16 protein-coding genes are annotated in these 17,132 nt (G+C 58.6%); 12 read left to right on the top strand and 4 right to left on the bottom strand.

The genetic code is table 11. The features are described 5' to 3' along the window. From HMPREF3011_RS11370 to HMPREF3011_RS04930, 5 genes are all read left to right on the top strand, one after another. A partial coding sequence (locus HMPREF3011_RS11370; RefSeq protein WP_246821427.1) for an NlpC/P60 family protein occupies positions 1 to 612 on the top strand: 612 nt, incomplete at its 5' end. A gap of 54 nt (positions 613 to 666) precedes the next feature. Further along, complete coding sequence (locus HMPREF3011_RS04945; protein WP_070841264.1) at positions 667 to 1,671, top strand: AAA family ATPase; 1,005 nt, start codon at positions 667 to 669, stop codon at positions 1,669 to 1,671. Beyond that, positions 1,671 to 2,519, top strand: a complete 849-nt coding sequence (locus HMPREF3011_RS04940) for a DUF58 domain-containing protein (RefSeq protein ID WP_070560307.1) — start codon at positions 1,671 to 1,673, stop codon at positions 2,517 to 2,519. Before HMPREF3011_RS04945 ends, HMPREF3011_RS04940 begins: the two co-directional genes overlap by 1 nt. A 184-nt stretch (positions 2,520 to 2,703) precedes the next feature. Beyond that, positions 2,704 to 3,624 (top strand): VWA domain-containing protein, encoded by a 921-nt coding sequence (locus tag HMPREF3011_RS04935; protein ID WP_246821425.1) that lies wholly within the window; start codon positions 2,704 to 2,706, stop codon positions 3,622 to 3,624. Positions 3,625 to 3,740: 116 nt separating this feature from the next. Beyond that, positions 3,741 to 4,799: a ferrochelatase gene (locus tag HMPREF3011_RS04930; RefSeq protein WP_070841262.1), complete on the top strand. Its 1,059-nt coding sequence runs from the start codon at positions 3,741 to 3,743 to the stop codon at positions 4,797 to 4,799. A 40-nt stretch (positions 4,800 to 4,839) separates the two neighbouring features. On the opposite strand, the gene HMPREF3011_RS04925 is transcribed toward HMPREF3011_RS04930, so the two are convergent. Beyond that, positions 4,840 to 5,697 carry a hypothetical protein gene (locus HMPREF3011_RS04925; protein WP_070560303.1) on the bottom strand — a complete coding sequence of 286 codons (858 nt, stop codon included), beginning with the start codon at positions 5,695 to 5,697 and terminating at the stop codon, positions 4,840 to 4,842. A gap of 65 nt (positions 5,698 to 5,762) precedes the next feature. On the opposite strand from HMPREF3011_RS04925, the gene HMPREF3011_RS04920 reads away from it, so the two are divergent. The 3 genes from HMPREF3011_RS04920 (at position 5,763) to HMPREF3011_RS04910 (ending at position 8,589) form a co-directional block, all read left to right on the top strand. Further along, positions 5,763 to 6,617 (top strand): DUF3097 domain-containing protein, encoded by an 855-nt coding sequence (locus HMPREF3011_RS04920; protein ID WP_070841261.1) that lies wholly within the window; start codon positions 5,763 to 5,765, stop codon positions 6,615 to 6,617. A gap of 60 nt (positions 6,618 to 6,677) precedes the next feature. Continuing rightward, a complete protein-coding gene (locus tag HMPREF3011_RS04915; protein ID WP_038625427.1) occupies positions 6,678 to 7,115 on the top strand; it encodes an NfeD family protein in 438 nt (145 codons plus the stop codon). Between the two features lie 91 nt (positions 7,116 to 7,206). Further along, positions 7,207 to 8,589 carry an SPFH domain-containing protein gene (locus HMPREF3011_RS04910; RefSeq protein ID WP_070560301.1) on the top strand — a complete coding sequence of 461 codons (1,383 nt, stop codon included), beginning with the start codon at positions 7,207 to 7,209 and terminating at the stop codon, positions 8,587 to 8,589. 4 nt (positions 8,590 to 8,593) lie between these two features. Here HMPREF3011_RS04910 and HMPREF3011_RS04905 read toward each other — a convergent pair whose 3' ends face one another. After that, the gene (locus HMPREF3011_RS04905) at positions 8,594 to 9,166 is read right to left on the bottom strand and encodes a DNA-binding protein (RefSeq protein ID WP_070560299.1); all 573 of its coding nucleotides are present in this window, start codon (positions 9,164 to 9,166) and stop codon (positions 8,594 to 8,596) included. A gap of 128 nt (positions 9,167 to 9,294) precedes the next feature. Then, positions 9,295 to 9,966 (bottom strand): TVP38/TMEM64 family protein, encoded by a 672-nt coding sequence (locus tag HMPREF3011_RS04900; protein WP_070560297.1) that lies wholly within the window; start codon positions 9,964 to 9,966, stop codon positions 9,295 to 9,297. Positions 9,967 to 10,352: 386 nt separating this feature from the next. Between HMPREF3011_RS04900 and HMPREF3011_RS04895 the strand changes: the two genes are divergently transcribed. From HMPREF3011_RS04895 to meaB, 3 genes are all read left to right on the top strand, one after another. After that, complete coding sequence (locus tag HMPREF3011_RS04895) at positions 10,353 to 12,245, top strand: methylmalonyl-CoA mutase family protein (RefSeq protein ID WP_070841260.1); 1,893 nt, start codon at positions 10,353 to 10,355, stop codon at positions 12,243 to 12,245. A gap of 8 nt (positions 12,246 to 12,253) precedes the next feature. Continuing rightward, positions 12,254 to 14,473, top strand: a complete 2,220-nt coding sequence (gene scpA, locus HMPREF3011_RS04890) for a methylmalonyl-CoA mutase (RefSeq protein ID WP_070841259.1) — start codon at positions 12,254 to 12,256, stop codon at positions 14,471 to 14,473. A 66-nt stretch (positions 14,474 to 14,539) separates the two neighbouring features. Further along, entirely contained in the window at positions 14,540 to 15,652 is a 1,113-nt protein-coding gene (gene meaB, locus HMPREF3011_RS04885) for a methylmalonyl Co-A mutase-associated GTPase MeaB (RefSeq protein WP_038625439.1), read from the top strand. 157 nt (positions 15,653 to 15,809) lie between these two features. On the opposite strand, the gene HMPREF3011_RS04880 is transcribed toward meaB, so the two are convergent. Further along, positions 15,810 to 16,142 (bottom strand): ArsR/SmtB family transcription factor, encoded by a 333-nt coding sequence (locus HMPREF3011_RS04880; protein ID WP_038625442.1) that lies wholly within the window; start codon positions 16,140 to 16,142, stop codon positions 15,810 to 15,812. A gap of 188 nt (positions 16,143 to 16,330) precedes the next feature. Between HMPREF3011_RS04880 and HMPREF3011_RS04875 the strand changes: the two genes are divergently transcribed. Then, positions 16,331 to 17,132: phospholipase D-like domain-containing protein (locus tag HMPREF3011_RS04875; protein WP_210401641.1), on the top strand; the 802-nt coding region annotated here is incomplete at its 3' end.

Raw genomic sequence — 17,132 nt, 5'->3', positions numbered from 1 at the left:
ACTGGTTCTAACAGCTCCACTGGCTCGACTGGCTCCACCAGTTCCTCTGAGACGACCGAATCTACCGACTCCTCTGAGTCCACCGAGACTTCGGAATCGTCTAGCACCGGCAGCTCGTCGTCAAGCGGCACCCCAGCACAGACTGTGGCGCCGACGAATCCGGAGACCGGTCAGAGCACCTCGGGTTCTTCCAGCCAGAAGGTTGAGACTGTCATCGCACGCGCGATGGGGCAGCTCGGTGTCCCATACGCATGGGGTGGTGGCAACGCCAACGGCCCTACCAAGGGTATCCGTGACGGCGGAGTAGCTGACTCCCACGGCGACTACAACAAAATTGGTTTCGACTGCTCGGGACTGACTCTGTACGCCTACGCCGCTGTTGGCATTGACCTACCTCACTACACCGGCTACCAGTACCAGCGCGGAAAGCACTACCCGGCATCTCAGATGAAGCGTGGTGACCTGCTGTTCTGGGGCCCGAATGGTCACGGCCACGTCGCTATCTACCTGGGCGATGGCAAGATGATTGAGGCACCACAGTCCGGTTCTGTGGTTAAGATCTCGCCAGTCCGTTATAACGGAATGACACCGAACGTTGTCCGCCTCGTCTAGTTTCTAACGACGTGTTCTACAGGTCGGGCGACCGACCTAAAGAAGGGTTTCTCTGTGACCTACCCAACGCCCACTGACCACACGCACCTCGAGCGCGCATACGCGGAGCTGGGGAAGGTTGTGGTTGGCCAGGAGCACCTGATCAAGCAGCTCTTTATCGCGATGCTCGCAGGAGGTCATGTCCTGCTCGAAGGTGTTCCGGGTGTTGCGAAAACTCTGGCAGTGTCTACTTTTGCCAAAGTGATGGGTGGTTCCTACTCCCGCATCCAGTTCACTCCGGATTTGGTGCCATCGGATATTGTCGGCACCCGAATTTTCCGCCAGGACACCTCGGAGTTCATTGTCGAGCCCGGCCCGGTCATGTCCAATATCGTGCTCGCTGATGAAATCAACCGCGCACCGGCGAAGGTGCAGTCGGCACTGCTGGAAGTCATGGCAGAGCACCAGGTGTCCATCGCAGGGGAGTCCACGCCAGTACCGGAGCCGTTTTTGGTCCTGGCCACGCAAAACCCAATTGAAAACCAGGGTGTCTACCCACTGCCGGAGGCTCAGCGGGATCGTTTTCTATTCAAGGTCCTCGTGGGTTACCCCACTCCGGCGGAAGAGCGGGAGATTGTCTACCGCATGGGAGCCACCCCTCCAGTCGCGCAGCAGATTCTCACCCCAGAGAGTGTCCGGGAACTGCAGCGCGCTACCCGCGAAGTCTTTGTCCACCACACACTGATTGACTACATCGTGGCCGTCATCGAACTCACCCGTAATCCGATGCGGGCGGAATTGAAGGATGTCGACCGCTGGCTTTCCTATGGCGCATCGCCGCGTGCAACTCTTGGTGCTGTCGCGGCTGCCCGCGCCCACGCGCTGTTTTCCGGTCGCGACTATGTCGTGCCGGACGATGTGGTCTCCGTGCTTCCCGACGTGCTGCGTCACCGCCTGGTCCTGTCCTATGAGGGCCTGGCCGATGGCGTTACTCCCGAACGGATTATTGACATCGTGTTGTCTCACGTGCGCCTTCCCCAGGGCGCGGGCACTGGCTCCGATGAGGGCACTGCCTCCTAATGTCAGCTCGTGAAGACGATCTTGCACGCGTCCTGGCGTACTTAGAGCTAACTGTTACGCGTAAGCTCAACGGACTTTTGCGCGGCAGTTTTCTTTCCACCGCTACTGGTGATGGCTCTGAGCCGCTTGGCTCCCGCGAATATGTCATCGGCGATGATGTTCGCCAGATGAACTGGGCAGTGACAGCCCGTACTGGAGTGCCGCACGTTCGCACCTCCGAGGCCGAGCGCGAGCTGGAGTGCTGGATCGTCGCCGAACCCGCCGCACGTTTGTCCACGGGCTTGGCCGATACCACCAAACGACATCTGCTCACCGCCGCTGCCGGCGCTGTAACGATGCTTAACGACGCCCCGGGGTCCCGAACTGGATTAATCGCCGGTGGCACTCCAGTGCCCGCGGGCCAGGGCCGTGCCCACAGCTTGATGCTGCTCAAGCACTTGGCTGACGCGACCGCTGAGCACAATCTCGCCGCGGATATTGACACAGTAATGACCCAGGCTCCGCGCGCTGGATTATTGGTTGTCATCTCGGACTTCCTTGGATCACTCGATTGGGCGCGACCGCTGCGCGTTGCCTCGGCCTCGACAGAGATTATGGCAATCCGCCTGGTCGATCCAGCCGATGAAGCCTTACCCGGCGATGGCCCGGTGGTCATGGCGGATTCAGCAACTGGTGAAACCATTGAACTCAACATCAACGACAAAACCCGCGCCGAGTACGCAGCTCAGGCTAGTGCCCACCACGAGCGTGTAATCAATGAACTGCGCAAATGCCGTGCTCGCGTTATTACCTTGCGTACGGATTCCGATTGGGTACTGGATTTTGCCCGACAGATTGGCCAACATTAGCGTCTGAGTAACCGCTTATTAGTGCTATTTTTAGGCCACCGACTAACCGGCTATAGCCACTGGTTTATACGCGACTGTTTAGGCGACTGGATGTGAGGAAACTGATACCGCGATGACGTTCCTAAACTCAACTTTTGCGCACCCAGGTTGGCTGCAAACACACGCTCTGCCTCTCGTGGCAGCCGTGGCTTATTGGATCAGCACTAAGCAGCGAAAGCAACGTGCCATTGCCTTTGGCAACTTCACCATCGTTGGGTCACTGGGGAATAAGTCGTCGGCACGCCTACGCCATGTCGTGGCTATCAGTGCGCTGTTGTCTCTAGTTCTGGTCATCATTTCGTTGGCCGGCCCGATTTCGGAGACCAAAGTCGCCCGCAACCGAGCGACGGTCATGCTGGTAGTCGACGTTTCGCTGTCCATGTCGGCCACGGATGTTGCGCCCGACCGCATCACTGCCGCTAAAGAAGCCGGCCAAGAGTTCGTGGAGAACCTTCCCGACGACCTCAATATCGGCCTGGTGACGTTCTCTGGCCGCGCTCGCACTGCGGTCAGCCCGACTACCAACCATGACACCGTGAATCGAGCCCTTCAGGCTGCTGAGTTAGATCAAGCGACTGCTACCGGTGATGCCATCGCAGCCGCGCTCGATGCCATCAACCAGTTCAGCGACTCAGTCCAGGGAGGGGGAGAAGGCGCCCCACCAGCGACAATTGTGCTGCTTTCCGACGGCAAACAGACCGTCCCGCAAGAGCTCGACGATCCCCGCGGCGCGTATACCGCCGCCGCCGAAGCCGCCAAGGCCGGGGTGCCTGTCAACACGATTTCGTTCGGTACCGCGCAAGGCGCAATCACGGTTCAGGGCGAGTTAATTCCAGTGCCTAACGACGACGATTCGCTGCGAGAAATCGCACGTCGTACAAAAGGTGAGTTCTTCAGCGCCGGTTCCCTCGAGCAGCTCCGGGATGCATATGACTCGCTGGAGGATGATATCGGTTACGAACTCAAGCGGGCCGAGAATCCGAGGCCCTATCTGATCGCAGCCTTCGCGATGCTGCTAGTGACCGTGGGCTCACTGCTTGTGACCAATCGTCGAATTCCGCAATAGGGCCGGGTTAGGGTGCCGTCGTAAAGCAATTGGATGGAACCCAGCAGGCAGGAGACCATGGGCATTGAGCAGTCGTCTTATGGTGTCCTCAGACTGCGCTACTAACATGGTTGCCTATGTCTTCTGATAATTTTGACGCTATTTTGCTGTTGTCTTTCGGAGGTCCCGAAAAGATGACCGATGTGCGTCCCTTCCTGGAGAATGTCACCCGCGGCCGCGGAATTCCGCCGGAGAGGTTGGACGAGGTCGGTGCTCACTATGCGCACTTCGGCGGCAAGTCCCCGCTCAACGATTTAAACCGCGAAATTGTCTCCAACCTTAAGGCTGAGCTCACTCGCCGTGGCTATGACTTGCCTGTTTATTTCGGCAATCGCAATTGGCATCCGATGGCTGAAGACACCGCGGCAAAGATGGCTGATGACGGCGTTAAACGAGCGCTCGTTTTCGCCACTAGCGCCTGGGGCGGATACTCCGGCTGCCGCCAGTATCACGAAGACATTGCTCGGATGCGCGAATCTCTGGGCGACCGTGCTTTTGACATGGAGAAAATTCGGAGCTTCTACGATCATCCGCTCTTTATAGAAGCCTATGCAGATGCCGTGCGTGAGGCGTTTGCCAAGCTACCGGATGACCGTCGTGACGAGGCCCGGCTTATTTTCACCGCTCACTCTATTCCGGTCTCTGCGGACAAGGCATCTGGACCGGTAGAGCTCGGCGGAAATCTTTACTCTCGCCAGGTCAACGAAGCAGCGCGGCTCGTCGCCGATGCAGTCGGTATCACCGACTTTGACGTCGTTTGGCAGTCCCGCTCGGGCCCGGAGCACGTGCCGTGGTTGGAGCCTGACATCGTCGACCACGTTGAAGCGGAGGTCATCCAAGGCCTTCGATCCGCAGTAGTGTGCCCGATTGGCTTCATCTCGGACCATGTTGAGGTCGCCTGGGATTTGGATGCTGAGCTACAGGATGAAATGGCTCATCACGACATAGTCATCGAGCGTGTCGCAACACCTGGCCCGACGGCTACTTTCACTGACATGCTCGTGGAGCTCATCGAAGAGCGCATCGCAGATGCCGAACCCCGCCGCCTGGGAAGTGAACCGCTACTCGGCTCGGCCTGCAACGGCGCCCCCTGCGCCGCATCCTGTTGCACCCCGGCAAAGCGCCGCCCACACTGATTCCCTTGGCCTCAATTGGACCGCAGGGCAAGGCAAACCTCTAGCGGGTCCACTCCTGAATCGCGTATTCCACCGCGCTCATCCGCGCCTGCCGAATTTTTCGCCGCAGCGGGATGAGCTGCGCATCAAACGCGGCGCTGCCGTGCCCCGACTCGCTGCCCTGTGCCACCGCCAGAATCGACGACACCCGATCAGCTCTGGCGAGCACTCCCAGTGCACGGCGCGGCACATCATCCGGAACAAAAGCCATGTCCAGGTGATCATCAAGCATGCCGACCATCAGCCGGGGATCCACCTTCGGGGTACCACTGCTTGACGACGTCAGCGGTGAACGCGGCATCGCCGCAATAGTGGCAGCCGCAACTCGCGCCGCATCCGCCAGCTGCAAATCCGCCTCGCCAGGGGAGAGATAAGCCGGCTCCGGGATGTGTCCTTCGAGCGTGTACCAGTGCCACTGCAGCAGACCGGGCACCGGCGATGTCACTGGTACGAGCGCATGGTTCCAACCCGGCTCCGCATCCGCAATCACAATGGCTGAGCCTGCTGCGCGTGCGGCCTCAGCGGCGTCGGTTCCCGCAGGCAGTGCAGGTGCGTCACCGGGTCCGGAGAGAATAAGGCGGACGAGGGGACGATGGTCACTGTGCCAATCTCCCGCGTCAGTAACTGCTCGAAGAAGGCGGAGCATGTCGCTTCGATCGAGATCAGCGTCGCAATCGATGACATTCGGAACCATGGCGTCGGCAAGCACGAATGTCCCCGGAACTGACGTGGGCCCGCCAAGCGAGTCAAGAGCATCGAGGAGATGATCGTAGTTTTCCAAACCCGACAACCATGCGCCCAGCCAAAGGGCGATGTGCTGAGTTGGACTCCAGACCTGGTCGAGAACACTGCGCTGCATAGTGCAGCTCATCCTAGTGCAGTGTGTCGCCGGTTCCGTAACCCATGCTGTTAATCTCAGTACCCATGAGCTTTCAAGACCCGTATCGCAATCAGGACGTGTTTGCTGGCGCACGTGGCCACCGCCGTCGTATCCCGCAGCCGGCACGCGAGGTAACAGCAGAAAATGGTGTTGTCGTCGAGGCGTCCTATGACGGATTCGTCGGTGCGATTATCGGGTTAGAGAAAACTTTCGATGGCTGGTGCGTTCGGCTGGAGGACCGCCACGGAAAGTCGCGGCTGTTTCCCATGCACGAGCGCGGTTTTCTCATCGATGGCAAACCTGTGACTCTGGTACGGCCGAAGGCACAACCAAAGAAGCCCTCGCAGGATCTATCGGCATCGGGCTCGCGCAAGGTCCACAACGTCAAGGCTAAGGTTGCTCTACCCAGCCGTATCTGGGTCGAGGGTATTCATGACGCGGCAATTGTCGAGAAAGTATGGGGCCACGATCTGCGTGTTGAGGGCGTAGTCGTCGAGTATCTGGAGGGCTTGGACAATCTCCCGGAACGCTTGGCCGAATTTGGTCCGGGTCCGAAGCGCCGCGTCGGAGTCCTGGCAGACCACTTGGTGGAAGGCAGTAAAGAAGGCCGCATGACTCAGCAGCTCGGCCCGCATGTGATGGTCACTGGCCACCCATTTATCGATGTCTGGCAGGCGGTCAAGCCCTCGTCGGTAGGCATTGAGGCTTGGCCGGAAGTTCCTTACGGGGAGGACTGGAAGACAGGAATCTGCCGTCGCTTGGGCTGGGGAGACGACCCCAAGGAGGGCTGGCGACGCGTCTACGCAGGTGTACACACCTACCGTGATCTGGAGTCGGATTTGATTGGTGCAGTTGAGCGCCTGGTCGACTTCGTCACTGAGCCACATATGCAGTACTGACCCCGAAATACTGGCTCCACTCGCCCCACATTTGTTCTGCAAAGTAGGTAGGGTGAGGGCGTGATTTCTCTCCTTTGGCTCGGAGCAAGCCTCCTACTGGTTCTCGGTGAACTCGCGGTCGGAGATTTAGCACTGTTAATGCTCGGAGGTGGTGCGCTGGCCGCGTCCGGTGCGAGCCAGCTTGGAGCGCCGCTTTGGCTGTCAGTGGTTATCTTCGCCGTTGTGTCCGCCGCACTTGTGCTGACAGTTCGCCCTGTGTTGCGCAAGAAGATGGCAAAACCGGACAAGTCCGCCGAACTGGAGTCGCGTCCGGAACTGCTAGCGGGCCGTCATGCTGAGGTCATCGAGCCAGTTTCCTCGTCAGCGGGTCTGATTAAGGTCAATGGCGAGTTGTGGAGCGCGCGGAGTCTTCTGACTGCGCAGACCTTCGATGCGAAGGAAAGAGTCACGATTGTAGAGATTTCGGGCAATACCGCAGTAGTGGACAAGCTGCTCTGAGCAGTCAACTCACTTAAAGGGCGCTCGGAGCACTCTTAGTTACTGACCATCAAATAACTGACCACACAGTTTCTAGCTACGAGGGAATTCCATGGAAGGCTTTATCATCCTCGTCGTTTTCATTCTCGTGGTTGTTACCTTGGTTCTCAAAGCGATTGTGCTGGTCCCACAGGGTGAAGCGGCAATCGTAGAGCGACTGGGACGATACACGCAGACACTGAATAGCGGCCTGAACTTCATCATCCCGATTATTGACCGAGTGCGCGAGAAGGTTGATACCCGTGAGCGTATGGTTACCTTTCCGCCACAGGCAGTGATCACCGAAGACAACCTGACTGTGGCTATCGATACCGTCGTGACCTTCCAGGTCAACGAACCGGATCGGGCGATTTACGGTATCGACGACTACATTTTCGGCGTCGAACAGATCACTACCGCAACGCTTCGCGACGTCGTGGGTGGTCTGACCTTGGAAGAGACACTGACTTCCCGTGACTACATCAACCGCCGTCTGCGCGGCGAGCTGGACGAGGCCACTGCCAAGTGGGGTCTTCGTATCGCTCGTGTGGAGCTGAAGGCTATTGAGCCGCCACCGTCGATTCAGCAGTCGATGGAAAAGCAGATGAAGGCCGATCGCGAGAAGCGCGCCATGATTCTGACTGCGGAAGGTACCCGCGAAGCCGATATTAAAACTGCTGAGGGCCGTAAGCAGGCACAGATTCTGGCCGCCGAGGGTAACAAGCACGCAGCAATTCTGGCTGCTGAAGCTGAGCGTCAGGCAACCATTCTGCGCGCTGAGGGTACTCGCGCCGCTACCTACCTTGAGGCACAGGGTAATGCTCGCGCTATCCAGAAGGTCAACGCCGCTGTCAAGGCTTCACAGTTGACACCTGAGATTCTTGCCTGGCAGTACCTGGAGAAGCTACCTGAGCTGGCAAATAAGGACGGCAATACTGTTTGGATGATTCCGTCGCAGTTCGGTGACAGCCTCGAGAGCTTCGCCAGGGCTTTCGGCAAGAAGGATGCCGACGGTGTCTTCCGCTATGAGCCTCCGGCCGTGAGCCGAGAGACCAAGGAAGAAGCTGAGCAGGGCCGCGATGAGAACTGGTTCGACATGTCGACCAACCCGGAGTTGGCTCGTGCGGTTGCCGCGGCGAACGAGGTCGCTAACCGCCCGGTTGATGATCCGGTAGCTGCAGCAGCGGGTAATACCCCTGAGAGGAAGAAGAACCGCCGCGCCGAGTCAGCTCAGCCCGCTCAGCCTGAACAGTTGGGTGGCCAGAACCGCCCGGCAGCGGTTGAACCTGCAACACCGGCTGCACCGGCTGCACCGTCAGTTCCCTCCGGCAAACGTGACCTGCCCTCGGCTCCTGGTACCGGTAATACCAATGCAGGCGGCGGTGCCCACTCCACCGATCATCCAGATTTTTCAGGATGGTCACGTGACCCTTACACCCCAGAAAATGGGCAGTAAGTTTTTATAACTCGTCAGCTCGCTGAAGCAGGTGGACTGCCAGGTTCCACCCGGCCAGCTCCGCCTGCCAACCAGCTGCTGCGAGGCGCTGATTGACGGCCTGCTTAGAAACTCCCAATTCTTCCGCGGCCTCTACCTGTGAATAACCAGCGCGAACCAAACCAGTTGCCTCGCGCCCTTCGGGGGACCTGCGAGAGATAACGTGGTGCAGCAATGTGAATGCTGCACCAATATCCTCGGAGTAGTCCTTACCGCGCGGATTGTTAGTCCGAATGCGGGTTTTTACCGTGCCGGCTCTGCCTCCCTTACCGATGACTGAGCTCGATGCCAGATGCGCTTGCTCAATGTTGTCCTGAGGACAAACACCGATACCTATTGCCCAGTCACCTGCGGCCAATAGCGCCAGCACAAGCGTGGTGACTCCCACAGCATTTTCAGGAGCTGCGCGAAGCTCTTCGATACCTGCAACCTCAACAGTTCCTACGCTTTCCAGGCCGGAAAGTGCCTGCGCAGAGGCCTGAACGTGATCTGCCCTGCGAGTAGATCGACCGCGATACCTGGCAAAGACTGAGTACATACGTTCTAGTCTAGCCCCACCCCTTGACACTTGGGCTAAGACACGTTCATTGCCTCCGCAAACTCACGGGCAACCAACACCAGTCCGCCGAAAAACTCACGTCTAGTTCTACAGCGCCAAGCGGTGTTTTAATGTTTCGAAGAACCGGTTACGACAGGGAACTTGGCGTCCGCAAGAAGCCCCAGCAAGCCAAGCACGAGCAGAATTCCCGTGGCCACCGCAAAGCGCACGTCGAAGCCGACCAACAGCGCGTCGCCAAGCAAAACGACGGCGAGTGTGTTCGGCGCCGAACCTAGGGCAGTAGCGATGATATACGGCACGATGCGTATCGACGACAGCCCACAGGCGTAGTTGAGAAGCGAAAATGGCACGCCAGCAATCATGCGCAAGCTGAGCACTGTGAGCCAGCCGCGTTGTTCCAACCGGTGGTCGAGACTGAGGAGACGGCGGTTAGTCAGGTGCGTGCGAAACCAGTCGCGTCCCAAAAACCGCACAATACAGAGGGAGAGAAGGGCAGACACCGTGGTCGCAGTAATTGCGAGCAGGAAACCGAGCACTGGTCCGAAGAGGATTCCGGAAGCCAAAGTGAATACGGTGCGGGGGATTGGAAACTGAGTCAGTGCAACGTATGCGAGAAAGTAGAGGAGAGGGAACCAGTCACCGGCATCGATGGACCACTGCCGGATGGTAGCGACGGTGGGAACATCGACGTACAGCGTGACGACGACCCCCACACCTACGGCTAGCACCAGCAGAACCTTTTTGAGTGTAGGGGTAATTCGCACATCGGATACGTTCACCCATTTGAGGTTACCGGGGATTGCGGAGAAGCGTGTGACCTGCGAGTTGGACGCTCTGCAAGGAGGGCGAGTCAGCGGCTAAAGGCGTTTGCCCTTTATTTCACTAGGATGGGAGTCAAGGTCACTATGCCTTGGCTCGAGCACTTGACGTGCCCGTCAGCGCAAAACTGAACGTAAGGGTATTGCACAAGTAGCTGAAAAGTTCAGTGCACGGACACTCGGGTGAGTCTTAGCGTCTGACTAGTGGCTCTTATTGACTATTGGAGGAAGCCAACGCCTTTAGATCCCTTTCCGTCGCGGAGAATTCGGAAATTGTCGCAGCCGAATATCCTCGGCCATGGATTGATGGGGGCGTTGCTTAGAACATGTAAGGGAGAAGGTCTGTCGTGACTGACCGAACGACCCCCGAATCACCTTCCACGCTGCCAGCAAACTTCGAGGAATTGCAGAATTCCTGGTATCAGGGCGTGGCCAAGGTATTCGCGCGGGTGCACAAGCAAGACGTTGCAGATGTACCGCTCGATATTTGGAAACGACTGATTCAGACCACCTACGACGGTGTCGATGTCCGTCCGCTCTACACCCGCGCGGATGAGCATGCGGAAAGCCCAGCTCCGGGTCAGTTCCCATTCGTCCGTGGCGCAAAGGTCACTTCGGACAACACCAACGGTTGGGGCGTTCGAGAGACTTTCGGTCGCCAGTACCCGGGTGAGGAAGCCCTTGACCCAAAGGCCGTCAACGAGGCTCTGCTGACTGCCCTGGAAAACGGCACCACGGACATCCGCCTGGACTTCACCGGCTCCCTCGAAGCCGCTGACGTGCCAGCTCTGCTTAACAACGTCTACCTCGACCTTGCTCCGATTGCCGTACATGCTGGTAAGAACACTGCACAGGTTGCGGAAGCACTGACGTCCTACATCGAGCAGGCAAACCCGACTAATCCGGACAACATCGCAGTAGAGCTTTCTGCAGCTCCGCTGACCTCTGCTTTTGCCGGTATTGATGATGTTTCTCTCGACGAGACCATTCAGCTGGCCGTCAAGGCAGCTAAGCAGCCGGGCGACGTCCGCGCCCTGCTTGTCGACGGCGTTGTTTTCTCCAACTTGGGTGCAAACAACATCCAGGAGATCGGCTACAGCCTCGCCGTTGGTGTCGCCTACCTGCGTGCGCTGACTAAAGCGGGCTTGAGCGCTGAAGAAGCGCTCGGCCAGATTTCTTTCCGCTTTGCCGCTACCGACGACCAGTTCGACACCATTGCGAAGTTCCGCGCCGCTCGCGTTCTGTGGGCCCGCGTTGCTGAGGTCATCGGTGCCCCTGAGTCTGGCCGCGCTCCGATGCACGCCGTGACAGCCCCGGTCATGTTCAGCCAGCGCGATCCGTGGGTCAACATGCTGCGTGTAACTGTCGCCTCCTTCGCCGCAGGTGTCGGCGGTGCTTCCTCAGTTGAGGTTCTGCCGTTTGATTACGCAGTTGTCGGCGGCATGCCGAACGTCTCCAAGACTTTCAAGGCTCGCATCGCTCGCAACACCAACCTGTTGCTGCTGGAAGAGTCTCACCTTGGTTACGTCGCCGACCCAGCAGGTGGCTCCTACTTCGTGGAGGACCTGACCGAGGAAATGGCCGACAAGGCGTGGGAGATCTTCACCGGCACTGAGGCCGCCGGCGGTTTCACCTCCGCAGAGGCCGATATTCGCACCGCCCTGGACGCTACCTGGGAAAAGCGCCGCGCCGATATCGCGCATCGCCGCACCAAGGTCACCGCTATCAACGAGTTCCCGAACCTGGCTGAAGCCCCACTGGCTCCCGAGGCTCGCCCAGAGGGCGATCCGATTCGCCGTTGGGCACGCGACTTCGAGGCGCTGCGCAACCGCTCCGATGACTTCCTGGCTGAAAAGGGCAACCGTCCGCTGATTGCCATGCTGCCGCTGGGTCCGCTGGCCAAGCACAACATCCGCACTGGTTTTACCTCCAACCTGCTGGCTTCCGGCGGTATCGCCGTCGCTAACCCCGGCCAGGTTGTGCCGGGCGAGGCCGGTTTCGAAGAGGCAGTGAAGGCCTCTCCGATTGTCGTGCTGTGCGCAGCCGACAGCGAGTACGAGGCCTCGGGCCAGGACGCTGTCAAGGCCGCCCGCGCCGCAGGCGCTAAGGAGGTCCTGGTGGCCGGCTCCGAGAAGAGCTTCGCTAATGCCGCTGAAGACGCTCGCCCCGACGGATACCTGAACATGACCATCGATGCTGTCGCGGAGCTGTCCCGACTGCTGAACGAACTGGGAGCGTGAAGGAAGTAATGACCACCATCCCAAATTTCGCTGACATCTCCCGCAACACCGACGACGCGGCAGCTGCCACCAACAAGGCAGCTGCCGCGGAAGCTGGTGAAGTGTGGACCATTCCAGAAGGCATCGACGTCAAGCGTGTCTACGATCGCGCTGACCGCGACGCCGCAGCTGCCGAGGGCCACCCGGTAGATTCTTTCCCGGGTATCGCCCCATTCATGCGCGGGCCGTACCCGACCATGTACACCAACCAGCCGTGGACTATTCGCCAGTACGCTGGTTTCTCCACCGCAGCTGAATCCAACGCCTTCTACCGCCGCAACCTCGCGGCCGGACAGAAGGGTCTTTCGGTCGCTTTCGACCTGGCGACCCACCGCGGTTACGACTCGGACAACCCGCGTGTGTCCGGCGACGTCGGTATGGCCGGTGTGGCAATTGACTCGATTTACGACATGCGTGAGCTCTTCAAGGGCATTGACCTGGGCGGTGTCTCGGTGTCTATGACCATGAACGGCGCTGTGCTGCCGATTCTGGCCTTCTACATTGTCACTGCTGAAGAGCAGGGCGTTTCGACTGAGCAACTGCGCGGTACGATCCAGAACGACATTCTCAAGGAGTTCATGGTTCGTAACACCTACATTTACCCGCCGAAGCCCTCGATGCGAATCATCTCTTCGATCTTCGAGTACACCTCGGCAAAGATGCCGAAGTTCAACTCGATTTCGATTTCCGGCTACCACATTCAGGAAGCCGGCGCGACGGCCGACCTCGAGCTCGCTTACACGCTTGCCGACGGCATCGAGTACCTGCGGGCCGGTATTGACGCTGGCCTGGAAGTTGATAAGTTCGCTCCGCGTCTGTCCTTCTTCTGGGGCATCTCGATGAACACCTTCACCGAGATTGCCAAGCTGCGTGCAGGCCGTATCCTCTGGTCTGAGTTGGTTGGCAAGTTTGGCCCGAAGAACCCGAAGTCGCAGTCCCTGCGTACTCACTCGCAGACCTCCGGTTGGTCGCTGACCGCCCAGGACGTCTACAACAACGTCGCTCGTACTGCTGTTGAGGCTATGGCCGCAACGCAGGGCCACACCCAGTCGCTGCACACCAACGCCCTGGACGAGGCCTTGGCACTGCCGACTGACTTCTCGGCCCGTATTGCTCGTAACACTCAGCTGCTGCTCCAGCAGGAATCCAACACCACGCGTCCGGTTGATCCGTGGGCTGGTTCCTACTACATCGAGTGGTTGACCAATGAGCTGGTCAAGCGTGCACGCCAGCACATCGACGAGGTCGAAGAGGCTGGCGGTATGGCGCAGGCCACTATCGAGGGGATTCCGAAGCTCCGCATTGAGGAGGCGGCAGCTCGTACGCAGGCTCGTATTGACTCGGGGCGCCAGGCTCTCATTGGCGTGAATAAGTACCAGGTCGAAGAGGACGAGGCCATCGAGGTTCTCAAGGTTGAGAATTCCCGCGTACGCCAGGAGCAGATTGACAAGCTGGCTCGCCTTCGTGCCGAGCGCGACGAGGAAGAGGTTCAGAAGGCACTGGCCGCTCTGACCGACGCTTGCCGTAACCCGGGTGAACCGGGGGACCTGGACAAGAACCTGTTGAAGCTCGCTGTCGACTGTGCTCGCGCCATGGCCTCCATCGGTGAAATCTCCGACGCAATGGAAGAGGTCTTTGGCCGCCACCAGGCCGAGATTCGTACCCTCTCCGGCGTCTACAAGGACGAAGTTGGCAAGGAGGGTGCCGTGTCTAACGTCTCCAAGGCCATCGCCATGGCCGATAAGTTCGAAGAGCAGGAAGGTCGCCGTCCGCGTATCTTCCTGGCCAAGATGGGCCAGGATGGTCACGACCGCGGCCAGAAGGTCATCGCGTCCGCCTACGCGGACCTCGGCATGGACGTTGACGTGGGACCGCTGTTCCAGACTCCGGAGGAGGCCGCCAAATCGGCAGTCGACTCGGATGTCCACGTCGTCGGTGTTTCTTCGCTAGCCGCCGGACACCTGACGCTCGTGCCTGCTCTTCGCGATGAGCTGGCAAAGCTGGGTCGCGAGGACATCATGATTGTCGTCGGTGGTGTTATCCCACCGGGCGACTTCCAGGAACTCTACGATGCCGGCGCCACGGCTATTTACCCGCCGGGCACCGTCATCGCTGATTCGGCAATCGACATGATGACCAAGCTCTCTGCCGAGCTGGGCCTCGACATTGCCGTTGACGAAGAGTCCTAATTAACTACCGCATACGCGCTGAGCTGAGCGTTCAGCTCAGCGCGTTGTCGGAATTGAGAAGTAGCGATGAACGAGTTTCTTGAAGAAAACCTGGGCACCCTCGTCACTACCGCTGGCACGGTCGTTGAGGGCAAGACAGCTGTGGCCCCCGAAGTTGTCCGTCGTGCGCGACGACGGATCGATGTTGATGACCTCTTTGAGGGCGTGCGGGCTGGAAACCGCACTAAGTTAGCTCGGGCGATCACGCTGTTGGAGTCGACTGCTCCGGCGCATAAGGTGCTGGCTCAGGAACTACTGGTGAAGTTGCTGCCATTTTCCGGAAAGGCTATGCGTGTCGGCCTTACCGGTGTCCCCGGCGTCGGTAAATCAACCACGATTGAAACCCTCGGGTTGAAGCTGATTGAGGAGGGCCACCGCGTTGCAGTGCTGGCCATCGACCCGTCGTCGACGAAGTCCGGTGGTTCGATTCTGGGCGATAAGACCCGTATGTCCCGGCTCTCGGCCGCGGATGAGGCCTTCATCCGTCCGTCGCCTTCTGCGGGCACGCTCGGTGGTGTCGCCAAGGCAACGCGTGAGGCCATGGTGGTGCTCGAGGCCGCAGGCTACGACATTGTCATCGTCGAGACTGTCGGCGTCGGCCAGTCCGAGGTCGCGGTGGCACAGATGGTGGATACGTTTGCGTTTCTGGCACTCGCCGGCGCTGGTGACCAACTCCAGGGCATCAAGAAGGGTGTGCTGGAAATGGCCGACGTGATTTCCATCAACAAGGCGGATGGTAAGAACCTGCGCCCGGCAAAGCGCGCTGCGCGTGATCTGATGACGGCCATGAAGATGGTCCGTTCCTCAGATCAAGTCTGGACTCCACCGGTGCTGACTATGTCGGCATTGGAAGACGACGGCATCGACAAGTTCTGGCAAGCCATCGAAGACCATGTCGAGGCTATGCACGAGAATCATCTCTTCGATGAAAACCGCGCTAACCAGCAGATTAAGTGGATGTGGTCCATGGTGCACGAAACGCTCTTGCAGCGACTCAACACCAACGAGGCTGTGCAGATAGAGAGCTCCCTGGTGGAAAAACAACTCCGCTCGGGGCAGCTCACACCGACGCTCGCTGCCCAGCGCATTATGGAGGCATTCGACAAAGGAAGGGCACCGAACGCCGGGCTCGACGATTAGGTACTGAACAACGTAGCTCCCACCAGCGAGACCAATTCCTAGCCGCACGGGTGGGAAACTAGCAGCGCCAAAGACAAGCAACCCTGCGATCACCTATCGGAGTCTGTCCGGTTGGGTCGCGGGGTTTTCGTCGTAAAGCGAGCGTATCCGTGTGCGCCTACTGACCGCGGTGATGGGGCGGATCGCTGTAGAGAGTGTGTTCGGCGAAGTGGAGAGCGTTGACCACCAGGTTGGTGAGGTGCTCGTCGGGCTGAGAATAGAAGCTAGACGTGCCCTCCTTGCGGGCCTGCACCATATTGGCCATGCGCAACTTCGCCAGGTGCTGAGAAATCGCGGGGATGGGGCGATCGAGCGCACTAGCGATGGCGGTGACGGTCATCTCCCCGTCACGAAGGAGTGACAGGATGGAGAGACGCGTCTTGTCCGCCATCAACTTCAGTACGTTAGTGGCAACGTCGAGCTCGGTGCTCGTAGGAGCCTTCTCAGTCATTTGGAGGGGTAAGTCCTTTCGAAGTCGACATGCCAAACACTTAGTATGTTCAATAAGGTGAACATTACTACGTATTGATATCAGTATTCAATTTCAGATGTCACAATAAGCTGTCGCAAAAGAGGGGAGAGCGCTTCTAAGGGATAGCGACCAAAGATACTGAAAATTCCTTCAGTAATATCATCTGCATGGATTGGTTGATGAGCGCCTTCCCATGGCTGGTGGAGGACTTAACGTGGTGGCAAGTACTATTCTTCGCGCTCGACTACACGATTAAGTTCATCGCGATTGGATGGGTGCCGGAAAACCGAAGCCCATCGGCTTCGACAGCGTGGCTGCTACTGATTCTGCTGATTCCATTTATCGGCCTACCTCTGTTCCTCTTCCTGGGCTCGCAGCAGATCACGGGCCGCCGGCACGAGGTACAGGCACTGGCACAGGAGCTCATTGCGGAACGTACCGAGCATCTGCCCGACGTACCGGACGATGCCAAGATAGAAGATGACGTTGTCAACGTATTCAAGCTCTCGCGTCAGCTCACGGGAATGCCGGCAATTGCCAGCGCGGAAAAGGGACTTTTCACCGAATTCGATACCTCCATTGACCGCATGATTGAGACCATCGATGCGGCTCAGAAATCTATCCACGTGCAGTCCTACATCTTTGCACTGGATTCCAGCACCGAGCCTTTCATACAGGCTCTCGAACGCGCGCACGACAGGGGACTAGAGGTCAAGGTACTGGTCGATCCAATTGGTTCGTGGAAATACCCCGGCTACTACAAGCTGAAAAAACGCCTGAACCAGTCCAAAATTTCCTGGCACCCAATGCTGCCCGTGAGCTTACTGAAGCTCACCTGGCGCCGCCTGGATCTGCGTAATCACCGCAAGCTCGTAGTGATTGATGGCGACATTGTATTCATGGGCTCGCAGAATTTGATTGAGCCCGAATATCAGAAGAAGAAGAACCATAAGATCGGCCGCCGCTGGG

Origin of the sequence: Corynebacterium sp. HMSC074C04, assembly GCF_001838295.1 — a bacterium.
GTDB classification, from domain to species: Bacteria; Actinomycetota; Actinomycetes; order Mycobacteriales; family Mycobacteriaceae; genus Corynebacterium; species Corynebacterium amycolatum.
This window is presented reverse-complemented; position numbering and strand designations above follow the sequence as displayed.